This is a genomic window from Aminobacter aminovorans, assembly GCF_900445235.1.
GTDB classification, from domain to species: domain Bacteria; phylum Pseudomonadota; class Alphaproteobacteria; order Rhizobiales; family Rhizobiaceae; genus Aminobacter; species Aminobacter aminovorans.
On the sequence record NZ_UFSM01000001.1, the window covers coordinates 1,210,836 to 1,225,491 of the forward strand.

Annotated in this window: 15 protein-coding genes; 9 read left to right on the top strand and 6 right to left on the bottom strand. The window is 62.3% G+C overall.

All coding sequences use genetic code 11. The annotated features are described in order from the left end of the window. The first annotated feature begins 98 nt into the window (after positions 1–98). Positions 99–281 (top strand): 50S ribosomal protein L32, encoded by a 183-nt coding sequence (gene rpmF, locus DY201_RS05885; protein ID WP_008834724.1) that lies wholly within the window; start codon positions 99–101, stop codon positions 279–281. Positions 282–452: 171 nt separating this feature from the next. Then, positions 453–866: a hypothetical protein gene (locus DY201_RS05890; RefSeq protein WP_115730403.1), complete on the top strand. Its 414-nt coding sequence runs from the start codon at positions 453–455 to the stop codon at positions 864–866. 34 nt (positions 867–900) lie between these two features. On the opposite strand, the gene DY201_RS05895 is transcribed toward DY201_RS05890, so the two are convergent. Then, a complete protein-coding gene (locus DY201_RS05895) occupies positions 901–1,329 on the bottom strand; it encodes a GlcG/HbpS family heme-binding protein (RefSeq protein WP_115733616.1) in 429 nt (142 codons plus the stop codon). Positions 1,330–1,586: 257 nt separating this feature from the next. Beyond that, positions 1,587–2,192: a polyhydroxyalkanoate synthesis repressor PhaR gene (gene phaR, locus DY201_RS05900; RefSeq protein WP_115733617.1), complete on the bottom strand. Its 606-nt coding sequence runs from the start codon at positions 2,190–2,192 to the stop codon at positions 1,587–1,589. Positions 2,193–2,488: 296 nt separating this feature from the next. On the opposite strand from phaR, the gene DY201_RS05905 reads away from it, so the two are divergent. Both DY201_RS05905 and phbB read left to right on the top strand, forming a co-directional pair. After that, positions 2,489–3,673 carry an acetyl-CoA C-acetyltransferase gene (locus DY201_RS05905; protein ID WP_115730404.1) on the top strand — a complete coding sequence of 395 codons (1,185 nt, stop codon included), beginning with the start codon at positions 2,489–2,491 and terminating at the stop codon, positions 3,671–3,673. Between the two features lie 187 nt (positions 3,674–3,860). Continuing rightward, positions 3,861–4,583 (top strand): beta-ketoacyl-ACP reductase, encoded by a 723-nt coding sequence (gene phbB, locus DY201_RS05910; protein ID WP_115730405.1) that lies wholly within the window; start codon positions 3,861–3,863, stop codon positions 4,581–4,583. A 72-nt stretch (positions 4,584–4,655) separates the two neighbouring features. On the opposite strand, the gene aqpZ is transcribed toward phbB, so the two are convergent. Further along, complete coding sequence (gene aqpZ / locus DY201_RS05915; RefSeq protein WP_115730406.1) at positions 4,656–5,345, bottom strand: aquaporin Z; 690 nt, start codon at positions 5,343–5,345, stop codon at positions 4,656–4,658. Between the two features lie 743 nt (positions 5,346–6,088). Here aqpZ and DY201_RS05920 point away from each other — a divergent pair. The 5 genes from DY201_RS05920 to DY201_RS05940 all read left to right on the top strand — a co-directional run bounded on the left by DY201_RS05920 (position 6,089) and on the right by DY201_RS05940 (position 12,112). Continuing rightward, a complete protein-coding gene (locus DY201_RS05920; protein ID WP_115730407.1) occupies positions 6,089–9,403 on the top strand; it encodes a helicase-related protein in 3,315 nt (1,104 codons plus the stop codon). 5 nt (positions 9,404–9,408) lie between these two features. Then, positions 9,409–9,792, top strand: a complete 384-nt coding sequence (locus tag DY201_RS05925; RefSeq protein WP_115730408.1) for an RNA-binding S4 domain-containing protein — start codon at positions 9,409–9,411, stop codon at positions 9,790–9,792. Between the two features lie 148 nt (positions 9,793–9,940). Beyond that, the gene (gene fdxA / locus DY201_RS05930) at positions 9,941–10,279 is read left to right on the top strand and encodes a ferredoxin FdxA (RefSeq protein WP_067956714.1); all 339 of its coding nucleotides are present in this window, start codon (positions 9,941–9,943) and stop codon (positions 10,277–10,279) included. Positions 10,280–10,636: 357 nt separating this feature from the next. After that, positions 10,637–11,221, top strand: a complete 585-nt coding sequence (locus DY201_RS05935) for a CarD family transcriptional regulator (protein ID WP_115730409.1) — start codon at positions 10,637–10,639, stop codon at positions 11,219–11,221. 333 nt (positions 11,222–11,554) lie between these two features. Continuing rightward, positions 11,555–12,112 carry a cysteine hydrolase family protein gene (locus DY201_RS05940; protein ID WP_115730410.1) on the top strand — a complete coding sequence of 186 codons (558 nt, stop codon included), beginning with the start codon at positions 11,555–11,557 and terminating at the stop codon, positions 12,110–12,112. Positions 12,113–12,133: 21 nt separating this feature from the next. Here DY201_RS05940 and DY201_RS05945 read toward each other — a convergent pair whose 3' ends face one another. From DY201_RS05945 to DY201_RS05955, 3 genes are all read right to left on the bottom strand, one after another. Next, positions 12,134–12,907 carry an amino acid ABC transporter ATP-binding protein gene (locus tag DY201_RS05945; protein WP_115730411.1) on the bottom strand — a complete coding sequence of 258 codons (774 nt, stop codon included), beginning with the start codon at positions 12,905–12,907 and terminating at the stop codon, positions 12,134–12,136. Beyond that, positions 12,904–13,584 (bottom strand): amino acid ABC transporter permease, encoded by a 681-nt coding sequence (locus DY201_RS05950; RefSeq protein WP_115730412.1) that lies wholly within the window; start codon positions 13,582–13,584, stop codon positions 12,904–12,906. The genes DY201_RS05945 and DY201_RS05950 overlap by 4 nt, the downstream gene beginning before the upstream one ends. A 192-nt stretch (positions 13,585–13,776) precedes the next feature. After that, positions 13,777–14,550: an amino acid ABC transporter substrate-binding protein gene (locus DY201_RS05955; RefSeq protein WP_115730413.1), complete on the bottom strand. Its 774-nt coding sequence runs from the start codon at positions 14,548–14,550 to the stop codon at positions 13,777–13,779. Between the last annotated feature and the right edge of the window lie 106 nt (positions 14,551–14,656).

Below are 14,656 nucleotides of genomic sequence, written 5' to 3' on the forward strand. Positions count from 1 at the left end.
GCCGTGTATAGGCTCGCCAACTTTCTCAGTTTCCGGCCCATGCGCGGCCCTTTCACGAGGGCGGACAGGGTCATTTGACCGATTGGTGGAGTATATCCATGGCTGTTCCAAAACGAAAAACCTCCCCGTCCAAGCGCGGCATGCGCCGCTCGGCCGACGCGCTGAAGGCCCCGACCTATGTCGAGGACAAGAATTCCGGCGAAATGCGCCGTCCGCACCACATCGACCTGAAGACCGGCATGTATCGCGGTCGCCAGGTTCTGACGCCGAAGGAAAGCTAAGCAGCTTTCCCACGGGGAAGCCGAGCGGCTTTGCCCGAGCGAGCGAATTGGGAAAGGATCGGTCTCGCCGGTCCTTTCTTTTTTGCGTGTTCCGATGATGGCGCCGAATTTCCTTGACGCCTGGGCGTCGGGGGATTCTAGAAGGTGCCAGCGCAAAGCGGAGACCGTTCTATGCTCGCGGGCATTCCTCTTCTGATCATCCCCTTCGTCCTCTACAACGTCGGTGTGGCCGGCTTGTTCGGCAGCGGCCCCGACGGCAATCCGTGGGCAACCGAGATTCTCACGCTGGGGATGATGTCGGGCGGCAGTTTTGCGCTTACCCTCGGCGATCTGCTGATCGTGGTGGCGCTGCTGCTTTTCTTCGTCGAGATCGTCAAGGCGACCCGCACGGGCAGCGCCTCTGTCGTCGATCACTTGCTTTCGACCTTCGTTTTCGTCGCGTTCCTGGTCGAGTTCCTGCTGGTGCGCGGCGCCACCAGTTCGGTCTTCTTCATATTGATGGTGATCGCGCTGCTCGACGTGCTGGCTGGCTTTTCGGTATCGATCCGTTCGGCCAACCGGGACGTCACGTTCGGACGCGAGTAGGAGCGCGCTCCCCCCGGGGAGCGCGCTTCGTAGATCAGACCTTGGCGATGAAGCCGGCCGATTCGATGCCGGCCATGGCTGCCAGTTCGTCATTGTCCGACGTGTCGCCCGAAATGCCAACCGCGCCGAGCACGTCGCCATTCTTGTTGCGGATCAGCACGCCGCCCGGCACCGGTACGATCTTGCCGCCCGATACCGCCGAAAGCCCCTGAAAGAAATGCGGGCGCTCGACCGCAGCAACGCCGAGTGCGCGCGAGCTCGAGCCGACGGCAAGCGCGCCATAGGCCTTGCCCGATGCCACCTCGGCGCGAATGAAGGGCGATCCGTCCTGACGCTGGAAGGCCAGCAGGTGGCCGCCGGCGTCGAGCACGGCAACACCCAGCGGCTTGAACTTCTGCTCGGCGCTGAGCGCAAAGGCGGTGTCGATGATGGCGTTGGCCTTGGCCAGCGTCAGTTCGGTCATGGTCATTCCTCCTGATGAAATCGATGGGCGTCTAGCAAACACGCTCCTGACGCCGGGCAAAACCCTGCATCCGGTTGAAACTGCCTTACCTGAATGGGTGGGAGACGGGGTGGGCTGTCCAGCAACCCTGGGTACTGAAGCTTCGCTTCACCCCAGGATTGGAGAGGTCCTCAGGCCCTTCGCTTTGGCTCAGGGCGTTCGCACCCTTTGAAACGTCCATCGGACGTTTCGATCCGCCCAAGGGGCGGACCGGGTGCTCACCCCATGGAATCGATCTTGCGCTGCATTGCGGCGAGCTGGTCCTTGAGCTCCTTGAGCTCGTCCGGCTTCTCGGGCGCTTCTTTCTTCGCGGGCTCGGCAGGCGCTGCTGCGCCGGTACCAGGCATCGGAAACGGGGTGAACATGCGCATCGCGTTCTGGAACAACTCCATGTTGCGGCGCGTCTGTTCTTCCAGCGCCTTTATTGGTGCTGTGCCCTTCATCATATCGATCGGCGCCTTGCCGAAGGTCGCCTTCATCTGCTCGCGGAAGCGCTCATGTTCCTTCGAGAAGGCGAGCATCGACTGTTCGAGGAAACTTGGCACGACCATCTGCATCTGGTCGCCATAATAGGAGATCAGTTGCCTGAGGAACGGGATCGGCAGCATGTTCTGGCCGTCCTTGTTCTCCAGTTCGAAGATGATCTGGGTCAAAACAGGGTGAGTAATGTCCTCGCCGGTCTTGGCGTCCTGCACGGTAAACTCCTCGCCCTTCTTGACCATTTCGGCCAGGTCCTCGAGCGTGACGTAAGTACTCGTGCCGGTGTTGTAGAGCCGGCGGTTGGCGTATTTCTTGATTACAATTGGCGTGTCTTTTGCGGCCATCAGCATCCTCCCCCGGAAGACCGGAATGCCATGTAAGCAGCCGGTAACATTTCGCCAGCCACGAGGATAAGCGCAAAGCAATCGCAAATCCAAGTGGTTTGTGCACTGCAAGAAGGCAAGGCCGCTGAACGCCGGCAAAAAAAATGCTGCGCAGCATTTGCTGCAGTGCGGCCGCAGCATCGGCAATCCGGTGATTTTCCGGTTTGACTCGGGTCATGGAACGGGCAAGAAAAGTCATGAGCGCCAATGTCCTCGACGCGCAACAACCATTCGTCAAACGAAGTCTGGAGAGAAACATGTCCGCCTCGTCCTCCATCGTCGTCGCCAGCGCTGCCCGAACGCCGGTCGGCTCGTTCAACGGTGCCTTCGCCAACACGCCGGCGCATGAACTCGGCGCTGTCGCGGTCCGCGAGGCGCTGGCACGCTCCGGCGTCGACCCCAGGGAAGTCGACGAAGTTATCCTCGGCCAGATCCTTGCCGCCGGCGCCGGCCAGAACCCGGCCCGCCAGGCAGCCATGGCAGCGGGCGTGCCGCAGGAGGCTACCGCCTGGGGCCTCAACCAGCTGTGCGGATCGGGCCTGCGCACCATTGCCATCGGCATGCAGCAGATCGCTGCGGGCGACGCCAAGATCATCGTCGCCGGCGGTCAGGAATCGATGTCGATGGCGCCGCACTGCCAGCACCTGCGCGGCGGCGTGAAGATGGGCGACTTCAAGATGATCGACACGATGATCAAGGACGGCCTGACCGACGCCTTCTACGGCTACCACATGGGCAACACCGCCGAGAATGTCGCGCGCCAGTGGCAGCTCACCCGCGACGAGCAGGACCAGTTCGCGGTTGCCTCACAGAACAAGGCAGAGGCCGCGCAGAAGGCCGGCCGTTTCGCCGACGAGATCGTGCCGGTCACCATCAAGGGCAAGAAGGGTGACACCATCGTCGACCAGGATGAATACATCCGCCATGGCGCGACCCTCGATTCACTCGCCAAGTTGCGGCCTGCCTTCGACAAGGAAGGCTCCGTTACCGCCGGCAACGCCTCGGGCATCAATGACGGTGCGGCCGCTGTCGTGCTGATGACGGAAGCCGAGGCCGTGCGCCGCGGTCTCACCCCGCTGGTCCGCATCGTCTCCTGGGCGACCGCCGGCGTCGATCCGCAGATCATGGGCACCGGCCCGATCCCGGCTTCGCGCAAGGCGCTCGAGAAGGCCGGCTGGACGGTGAACGACCTCGACCTCGTCGAAGCCAACGAGGCCTTCGCCGCGCAGGCCTGTGCGGTCAACAAGGACATGGGCTGGGATCCCTCGATCGTCAACGTCAATGGCGGGGCGATTGCCATCGGTCATCCGGTCGGCGCGTCGGGCGCCCGCGTCTTCAACACCCTGGTCTACGAGATGCGGCGACGCAGTGCGAAAAAGGGTCTCGCGACCCTGTGCATCGGCGGCGGCATGGGCGTCGCGATGTGTGTCGAGGCGATGTAAATCGAAAACAAAAAGGGCGGCCAAATGTGCCGCCCTTTTTGTCTCTAGCGCATGGCCCCGAAAATCGGGGTCGATTTTCGGAAAGGATCATGCGCCAATTCAAAATGTTACAGCGTCCTTCGCGGACGCGGCGCTGTAAAAGCCTGTCGCAAGGGCAATCCATCAAGCAGCAGAAAAGGGGAAACGCATGAGCAAGGTTGCACTGGTTACCGGAGGATCGCGCGGCATCGGTGCTGCTATTTCGATCGCGCTGAAGGAGGCGGGCTACTCGGTTGCGGCCAATTATGCCGGCAACGACGAAGCTGCGCAGAAGTTCAAGGCCGAAACGGGTATCCCGGTATACAAATGGTCGGTTGCCGACTATGACGCCTGCGAGGCCGGCATCAAGCAGGTCGAGGCAGACCTCGGCCCCGTCTCGGTGCTGGTCAACAATGCCGGCATCACGCGCGACTCGATGTTCCACAAGATGACGCGTGAGCAGTGGAAGGAAGTCATCGACACCAATCTGAACGGTGCCTTCAACATGACCCATCCGCTGTGGAGCGGCATGCGCGACCGCAAGTTCGGCCGCATCGTCACCATCTCCTCGATCAACGGCCAGAAGGGTCAGGCCGGCCAGGCCAACTACTCGGCCTCCAAGGCCGGCGACATCGGCTTCACCAAGGCACTGGCCCAGGAAGGTGCGCGCGCCGGCATCACCGTCAACGTCATCTGCCCGGGCTATATCGCCACCGAAATGGTGATGGCCGTGCCGGAGAAGGTGCGTGAATCGATCATCGCCCAGATCCCGGTTGGCCGTCTCGGCGAACCCGAGGAGATTGCGCGCTGCGTGGTTTTCCTGGCGTCGGAACAGTCGGGCTTCATCACCGGCGCGACACTGACCGCCAACGGCGGACAGTACTTCGTCTGATCGGCAGGCTCGCTGGTTCGAAAAAGAAAACGGCGCCGCAAGGCGCCGTTTTTGCGTTCGGCTGATGCCGTTTCAGTCCTTTTCGAACATCGCCTTGTGGACGATGCCGGCGATTGCCGCGCCGACGATCGGGGCAACCCAGAACAGCCAGAGCTGCTGCAGGGCGACGCCGCCGACAAACAGCGCCGGTCCGGTCGAGCGGGCCGGGTTGACTGACGTGTTTGTCACCGGGATCGAGATCAGGTGGATCAGCGTCAGCGCCAGGCCGATGGCGATCGGTGCGAAGCCGGCCGGCACACGTCCATGGGTCGAGCCCAGGATGATCATCAGGAACATGAAGGTCAAAACGACCTCGATGATCAATGCCGAGGTCAGGCCATATTTGCCTGGTGAAGCGTCGCCATAGCCGTTGGTGGCAAACCCGCCGATGCCGGCGAAGTCGGCCTTGCCGCTGACGATAAGGTAGAGCACCGTCGAGGCGACGATCGCGCCGACCACCTGGGCGATGACATAGGGCACCAGATTCTTGGCGTCGAAGCGTCCGGCCATCATCAGGCCGACCGAGACCGCGGGGTTGAAGTGGCCGCCTGATATGCCTCCGACGGCATAGGCCATTGTCAGCACCGTCAATCCGAATGCCAGTGCAACGCCGGCAAAGCCGATGCCGAGTTCAGGAAACGCCGCTGCAAGCACCGCACTGCCGCAACCGCCAAAGACGAGCCAGAATGTGCCGAGAAACTCGGCGAATAGACGTTTGGACATGATCTTCCCTCCAGATGTCGTGCGTCTGCGTGGTGCGCCGCATTTTCCGGAGGCCCCGCCTGGGCAACCCCCGCCGCGCAGACTCAACATTCGGGATGGAGACACGGCTCGGCGCCGCGCACAACGGGTGCAGTTCCCTTAACGTGATGCAATCACAGATATTTTTGCTCGGATCGGTATGTGCCGCTATGGCACGCAAAGGTTAATAGGCCCGACAGGCTACTGTGGACAAGCCTGTGACTCGCCGGTGGATAATCGGTGGAGGACTGGGCCGAGACACAACATCTAGTGGTGAACAAATCAGGAAACTTGTCCTATCAGTGATTCGTCGCCTGTTCGTTCCGCATTTGGTTCAAATCTTAACAAGGTGCCGGCCGCTGACGGTTCCCGCGTTAACCCGGTGACAGGAAACATCAACAAAATCATTATTTTGCGTCGAGGCTGCAGGGCAGTTCCCGCACTTGGCCGGCAAAGGTTAACGTTGGAGCCTGAAAGCATGAAACGGGCCACTTTAGCGAATCTGCATGTGGTGCGGCTTGCCAGCTCAAAATCTATATGTTGGGGTGAACAAAACCTGAATCTGCCGGAGTCAGTGATTCGTCGCTGATTCGTTCCAGACTCGTTCCAACTCTTAAATCTGGAACATTCTGCTTTCGCTTCGGCCTACAAATCCCTATGTGTCCAGTCGTCGCGACAGGCGGCGCAACGCCGGGTGGACCCGGCGCCGAGGGCGGTTCCGTAGAATGAATGTCCACTCCAAGCAGAACGACCCACTGATCCTGTCAGGCCGCGATGTAACAGCGGTTCTGGGTCCGACCAATACGGGCAAGACCCACCTCGCAATCGAGCGCATGGTCGCGCACGAAAGCGGCATCATCGGCCTGCCGCTGAGGCTGCTTGCACGCGAGGTCTATGGCCGGCTGTGCGAGAAGGTCGGTGCCCACAAGGTCGCGCTGGTCACCGGCGAGGAGAAAATCCTGCCGGCGGGGGCGAAATATTCGGTCTGCACCGTCGAGGCGATGCCGCGCCAGACCGACGCGGCATTCGTTGCCATCGACGAGGTTCAGCTCGCCGGCGATCTCGAGCGCGGCCATATCTTCACCGACCGCATCCTGCATTTGCGCGGCAGGCAGGAAACGCTGCTGCTTGGTGCCGCCACCATGCACGGCATCCTGCAGAGGCTTCTGAAGGGTGTATCAGTGGTCACCCGGCCGCGCCTGTCGCATCTCGCTTATGCCGGTTCCAAGAAGCTGACGCGGCTGCCGCGCCGCTCGGCCATCGTCGCCTTCTCGGCCGACGAGGTCTATGGCATCGCCGAACTGATCCGCCGCCAGCAGGGTGGTGCCGCCGTCGTGCTTGGCGCGCTCAGCCCGCGCACCCGAAACGCCCAGGTCGAGCTCTACCAGTCCGGCGACGTCGACTACCTGATTGCCACCGACGCCATCGGCATGGGCCTCAATCTTGATGTCGACCATGTCGCCTTCGCCCAGAACCGCAAGTTCGACGGCTACCAGTATCGCCAGCTGACCGCAGCCGAGCTCGGCCAGATCGCCGGCCGTGCCGGGCGTCATCTGCGCGACGGCACCTTCGGTGTCACTGGCCAGGTAGATCCGTTCGACGAGGAACTGATCGAGAAGATCGAAGGCCACGATTTCGAGCCGGTGAAAGTGCTGCAGTGGCGCACCGCCCAGTTCGATTTCGCCAGCCTCGACACGCTCAAGCGCTCGATCGACACGGTGGCACCTGTCGAGGGCCTGACGCGCGCGCTGCCGGCGGTCGACGCCCAGGCGCTCGAACATCTGTCGCGCGACGAAAACATCCGCTCGCTCGCCACCAACCGCGAACGCGTCGCCTTGCTGTGGGAGACCTGCGCGCTGCCCGACTACCGCAGGATCGCGCCGGCCCAGCACGCCGACCTCATCGCCTCGATGTATGACGATCTCGCCCGCAACGGCCATGTCGACGAAAACTACATGGCCGAGCAGGTACGCCGCGCCGATTCCACCGAAGGCGACATCGACACGCTTTCACACCGGATCGCACAGATCCGGACCTGGACTTTTGTCTCAAACCGCCCTGGCTGGCTTGCCGATCCGGCACACTGGCAAGAAAAAACGCGAAACATCGAAGACAGATTGTCGGATGCACTGCATGAGCGGTTGACGAAACGCTTTGTAGACCGCAGGACTTCCGTCCTCATGCGCCGCCTTAGAGAAAACACTATGCTTGAAGCCGAAATAAGCCCGTCCGGAACTGTCCTCGTCGAGGGTCATCACGTCGGCGAACTGCAAGGGTTCCGTTTCACCGCCGACCAGAGCGCGGGTGGAGAAGACGCCAAGGCTGTGCGCACGGCAGCCCAGAAGGCGCTTGCCACCGAGTTCGATTCCCGCGCAGAACGTTTCTCGGCGTCGCCGAATGGCGATATCGCGCTTGGCTCCGATGGCGTGCTGCGCTGGATCGGCGCGCCGATCGGCACACTGGTCGAGGGCGAGGACGCGCTCAAGCCGCGCGTCGTGCTGCTCGCCGACGAGCAGCTGACGGGCCCGGCCCGTGACAAGGTCGCGGCGCGCGCCGACCGTTTCGTCAATTTCCAGATCGAGTCGCTGCTCAAGCCGCTCGTCGATCTCAAGGCCGCCGAGCAGCTTTCCGGTATCGGCCGCGGCATCGCCTTCCAGCTGGTTGAAAATTTCGGCCTGATCAACCGCCGCGACATCGCCGAAGAGGTGAAGTCGCTCGATCAGGAAGGCCGTGCCGCGCTGCGTCGCCTCGGCGTGCGCTTCGGCGCCTACCACGTCTTCGTGCCCGCGTTGATCAAGCCAGCGCCGGCAGGCCTGGTGACGCTGCTCTGGGCGCTCAAGAGCGACGGCAAGGACAAGCCGGGCTTCGGAGATGTCGTCCATGCGCTTGCCGCTGGCCGCACCTCCGTCGTCATCGACCCGACCTTCGACAAGACCTTCTACAAGCTTGCCGGCTTCCGCAATCTCGGCCGCCGCGCCGTGCGCGTCGACATCCTCGAGCGTCTCGCCGACCTGATCCGCCCGGCGCTGGCCTGGAAGCAGGGTATCGGCGCGCGTCCCGACGGTGCCTATGACGGCAGCTCGTTCATCGTCACGCCGCAGATGATGTCGATCCTCGGCGCCACCGGCGACGACATGGAAGAGATACTCAAGGGTCTTGGCTACCGTGCCGAGCCGAAGGCCGCTGCCGAGGTCAAGGACAAGCTCGAGGCGATCGACGCCGCCGCTCGCGAGGCCGTGGCCAAGGCTGTTGCCGCAAAGGCTGCCGCCGCTGCTGCGGCTGCTGCACCCGCTGCGAGCGACGAGGCTGCCGACGTTTCTGCCGAACCCTTCGTCGAGACGGCCGACGCCGCCGAACAGACTGCTCCCGACGCCGCCGAACAGGCACCCGAGACCGAAGCAGACGGGCAGGCAGCTGAAACCGGAGCCGATCAGATCGAGGCGGCTGCCGAACCAGTAGCCGAGGTCGCCGCGGAATCGGTCGCCGAGTTCGCTTCCGAGCCGGAAGTCGAGGTGGAAGCCGCAGCGGTTGTCGCCGGCGCCCCGGTAGTCGCCGACTCCCCGGTTGCCGATGCCGCTCCGGTGGAAGGCGCCGTTGCAGACGTCACCGAAGCCGCGGAAGCGCCCAAGCCGATCCTGTTGTGGCGTCAGGGCCGTTTCGAACAGCGTCCGCGCCATCGCCAGGACAACCGCGCGCGTGGCGGCCAGCGCGATCAGCGTGCAGCTGGTGCTGCCGGCGCTCCGGCAGCTCGTCAGGGCGAGGGCAATCGCAATGGTGGCCGCGAAGGTGGCGAAGGCCGTGAAGGTGGGCGTCCGCGCTTCGATCGCAAGCCAGGCGGCAAGCCGCAGGGCGAGGGTGGACGTCCCGAAAACCGTGGCCGTGGTGAACGTCCGCAGGGCGAAAGACCCGGTGGCGACCGCAGCGGCTTCAAGGGCAAGCCCGCCTTCCAGCCGAAGCCGCGCGAAGAGCGTCCGGTGCGTATCGATCCCGATTCGCCCTTTGCCAAGCTCGCTGCGCTGCGCGACCAGCTCAAGAAGTAAACGCCTTGGCCGGCGAGGGAAGACAGCGCATCGACAAGTGGCTGTTCTTCTCGCGCGCGGTCAAGTCGCGTTCGCTCGGCGCCAAGCTGGCGCAATCGGGCGGCATCAGGTGCAACGGCCAGAAGCTCGGCCAGGCCTCCGACATCGTCAAGACAGGCGATGTGCTGACGATCACGCTCGACCGCCGTATCCTGGTCTATAAGGTTCTGCTCGCTGGCGAGCGGCGCGGGCCGGCTGAAGAAGCGCGCAAGCTCTACGACGACATCTCTCCGGCGCCGACGCCGAGAGATCAGGCGCCGCCTGATGCCAAACCGCCGCTGCGCGAGGCTGGCAGTGGCCGCCCGACCAAGAAAGAACGGCGCGCCACCGACAGGTTACGCGACCAGTGACGCAAAGCTTCAGGAGCCATGGCGGCGAAGTTGAGAATTGCGTTCCGCCAACAGGCTTCTGCGGGGAATGGCCGCCCTTGCAAGAGCTTCGCAAAGGGGATACCTCACCCGAAAGATACAAAATACGGGAAGTCCCGGAGCCTGCTTCATGACCTACGTCGTCACCGACAACTGCATCAAATGCAAATACATGGATTGCATCGAGGTTTGTCCGGTCGACTGCTTCTATGAAGGCGAGAATATGCTCGTCATTCATCCCGACGAGTGCATCGACTGCGGCGTCTGCGAACCGGAATGCCCGGCCGACGCGATAAAGCCCGACACTGAGTCGGGGCTCGACAAATGGCTGCAGATCAACACCGAATATGCCGAAAAATGGCCGAATATCACGGCCAAGAAGGAGCCGCCGGCAGACGCCAAGGAATTTGACGGCGTCGAAGGCAAGTTCGAGAAGTTCTTTTCGGCCGAGCCTGGCGAAGGCAACTGAGGTAGCGCGCCCTAAACGGCGCTAGATCGTTGGATTGAGAGCCGGCGTCGACTCTTGACGCGGCAGATTGTTCGCGTATGCAGCAAAATCTTGATTCTTCCGACTTTTTGTGTTAGAGCTAGCCCAACATGCCGATGACACAACGTCGATTTATGGCGCATAGCCTATTTCACTGAAAGGTGACAACCCTAATCCGGACCAGAGTAATCTGGGCCCGGCGGTCGCAACGTTTGCGGTTTGCTGGTCCAGGCTCTTCCGATTGGGGGTCGATTGTCGTGCGGCAGAAGGTCGCGTTTTGCGACCGTCCCGATCAACCGGCCTCGGCGGGCCGGTGTCACAAGAAGGAGTTCAGGGCGTATGGCAACTTCCATCCCGCAGAAGAAATCCGCAGCACGTCACGGTTTCAAGACCGGCGAGTATATTGTCTATCCGGCGCATGGTGTCGGTCAGATCGTATCGATCGACGAGCAGGAAGTGGCGGGACACAAGCTCGAACTGTTCGTAATCGATTTCCAGAAAGACAAGATGCGCCTCAAGGTGCCGGTCGCCAAGGCGACGTCCATCGGCATGCGCAAGCTTTCCGAGACCGACTATGTCGAGCGTGCATTGAAGGTCGTACAGGGCCGCGCCCGCGTCAAGCGCACCATGTGGTCGCGCCGCGCCCAGGAATATGATGCAAAGATCAATTCCGGCGACCTGATCTCGATCGCCGAAGTCGTGCGCGACCTCTACCGCGCCGACAACCAGCCGGAGCAGTCCTACTCCGAGCGCCAGCTTTATGAAGCAGCGCTCGACCGCATGGCGCGCGAGCTGGCAGCGGTCAACCGTCTGTCGGAGACCGAGGCTGTCCGTCTCATCGAGACCAACCTCAACAAGGGTCCGAAGCGCGGCGCCAAGGCAGACAACGAAGAAGCCGATGCCGAGCAGGAAGAAGCTGCCTGATCGATCGGATTTACCGAATTACGAAAGACCCGGCCAATGGCCGGGTTTTTTTGTTTGTCGGTGAAGCGGTTTGCATCCGGGCAGACGCGCAAGGGGAGCGTTGCGCATTCTGCTGCGCGAAGTCACTTGGGCTCGCTGCAAGCTGCGGCTCTCGTTGGACGAGTGCGGGCATGTCTGGACCCTCACCACCGTTGCCATGCCGCGATCTCGCAACCGCGGTGACGGTCCAGGACACGGCCTCGCCATCTGGCGATTGTCTTGAATGCCGCTTCTGAGGCGACTGGTTTTGCTGTATCCGAGGCTCAGACATAGCCGCTTCGGGACAGACAGCAGATGAGCAAAGCGCTTCTTATCATCGACGTGCAGAATGCGATCCTGAGAGGCAAGGGAACCCCGGAACGCCAGCCGCTGCTGGAGGCTGCGCTCGACGATACGATAGGCAGGTTGCGCGTCCTTCAAGACAAGGCACGTTCGGCCGGCGTGCCAGTTGTCGTCATCCAGCACGACGGGCCCGAAGGCCACCGGCTGGCGGTCGGGACCGAAGGCTGGGAAGTCCGGCCGGAGCTGGCACCGCAGGCCGGTGATGTTCTCGTTCGCAAGAAGAGCTCGGACTCGTTTCACGAGACGGATCTGGGCGCCCGCCTCGGCGAACTGGGGGTCTCGCACCTGGTTGTCGGCGGTTGCATGACCCAGTTTTGCGTCGACACCACAGTGCGTCGCGCTGCGTCGCTCGGTTACGATGTCACGCTCGTGGCCGACGGCCATACGACCGCCGACTCGGCACATCTTGCCCATGTCGACATCATCGCCCACCACAATGAAACGCTCGACGGTTTTGGTGCCGGCGATGCCGAGGTTGATGTCCGCCCGGCAGCGCAGATCTCGTTCTGACGATCGCCTGGGGCGGGGCGCCTAGCCTTCGCCGCCCTTGCCATGCGCGTGCTGGTGCGTGATCGTTGCGATGAAGCGCTTGGTGCGTTCATGCTTCGGATTGCCGAACACCTCGTTGGCCGGACCCTTTTCGACCACGGAACCGGCTTCCAGGAACAGCACCTCATGGGCGATCTTGGATGCGAGGCGCAGGTCGTGTGTGGCGATCACCATGGTCGTTCCTTCGCGCGCCAGTTGGCCGAGGACGTCGACGACTTCCTGTGCCAGTTCAGGATCGAGCGCCGAGGTCGGTTCGTCGCACAAAAGCACCTTTGGTGACGGGGCCAGAGCGCGTGCGATGGCGACGCGCTGCTGCTGCCCGCCCGAAAGCGTCGCCGGCCAGGCGTCGATCTTGTGACCCATGCCGACTTTGTCCAGCAGTGCCAGGGCACGTTCGCGCGCCTGGGCTTCAGGCCATTTCAGAACCGTCACCAGCCCTTCCATGACGTTCTCGATCGCGGTGCGATGTGGAAACAGCTGGAAGTTCTGGAACACCATGCCGGTCTGGCGACGCAGCTGCTGGATCGCCTTGGTGGCGACCCGATGGCCGGGGCGGAATTCAAGCGTGTCGTCGCCGATGCGTACGGTACCAGAAGTCGGGATCTCCAGCAGGTTGATGCAGCGCAGAAGCGTGCTCTTGCCACCGCCCGAAGGGCCGACGAGGGCAGTGACGCTGCCCTCCCGGATCTCGACCGAGACGTCCTTGAGAACGGTGTTGTCGCCGAACTGTTTGACGATGTGGGACAGTCCGATCATGACCGCGCCTCCAGGAAGCCGCCATAGCGGTTGAGCCGCTTCTCGAGCCTGACCTGCAGCGACGAGAGTACCGAACTCATGGCGAGATAGAGTATGGCGGCTTCGACATAGAGGATCAGCGGCTCATAGGTGGTGGCGACGATGCGTTGCGCTGCCTGGAACATCTCCGGCACTGTGATGGCGGCGGCGAGCGAGGTGTCCTTGACCAGCGATATGAAGGTGTTCGACAACGGCGGCACGGCGACGCGCGCTGCCTGCGGCAGGATCGTCCGGCGCATCGCCTGCGACCATGTCATGCCAATCGAATAGGCCGCTTCCCATTGCCCCTTGGCGACCGAGCTGATGGCGGCGCGGATGATCTCGGAGGAATAGGCCCCGACATTGAGTGTGAAGCCGATCAGCGCAGCGGGGAAGGCGTCGAGCACGATGCCGACGCTGGGCAGGCCGTAAAAGATCAGAAACAGCTGCACCAGAAGCGGCGTGCCGCGGATGATCCAGACGTAAAAGCGGACGATCGCCGACAGCCAGGCCGGTCCGAACAGGCGGGCAAGTGCCGCGCCCAGCCCGACCGTCAGGCCGAAGGCGAAGGAGAGCAGCGTCAGCGGTGCTGTGAAAATGAGTGCGGCCCACAACAAGGGGCCGAGCGACTCCAACATCAATTGCAGCCAATGTGGCAAGATGAATGCTCCCTTCCACAATAGAGCGCCGCGCGTCCCCTGGGGACGCGCAAAGGACCCTCTATCGGCATAAAACAACGAGCTCGGAAAATCGCAGATTTTCCGGGCAAGTTCATGGGAAAAAATGAGAGGTTGAAAATGACTGCCTCTCAGGCGGCCGCCACGCCGGGCGCCGCCGGAGGAGCAATGTCGTTACTGCGAGACGTCCGCGCCGAAATAGGCCTCGGAGATCTTCTTGTAGGTGCCGTCAGCCTTTATCTCGGCCAGTGCCTTGTTGATCGCCTCGACCAGTTCGGGCTCGCCCTTGCGCACGATGACGCCAGAGAAGTCGGCCTTGGCCTCTTCGGCAACGATCTTCACGTCGGCGTCGGGCTTGTGCTTCTTGAAGTCGAAGAACGACAGCGAGTCGTTGATGGTGGCGTCAGCACGGCCATTCAGCACCAGCTGGATCGACTGGTCGAAACCGTCGGTGCCGACGAGCTCAGCGCCATTGGCTTCGGCGATCTTGCCGAAATTGCTGGTCAGGGACTGAGCCGACTTCTTGCCCTTGAGGTCGGCGAAGCCTTTGATGTCTTCGTTCTTGCCGCTGACGATCAGCACTGCCTTCGAGGCGATATAGGGGTCGGAGAAGTCGTACTTGGCCTTGCGCGCCTCAGTGATGCCGACCTGGTTGATGACGGCGTCGTAGCGCTTGGCGTCGATGCCGGCGATCAGGCCGTCCCACTTGCCTTCGAGGAACTCTGCCTTGACGCCGAGGCGCTTGGCGATTTCCTTGCCGATCTCGACGTCGAAGCCGACGAGCGCGCCCGATGCGTCGTGATAGGTAAAGGGCGCGTAGGTGCCCTCGGTGCCGATCTTGAATACGCCGGCTGCCTTGATCTGGTTGAGATTTTCGCCAGCATGGCCGGCGGCGACGGCAGCGAGCTGGATCGTTGCGGCAACGGCCAGCGATTTAAACCACTTCATTTGGTGTGATCCCTATTTTGTGCCCGGCTTGCTGACCGGGAAAGTTGTGATTGGCGGCAATCTGTCAGAAGCTTGCCTTCTGTATAAGGAATGAAATTTCAAAAAT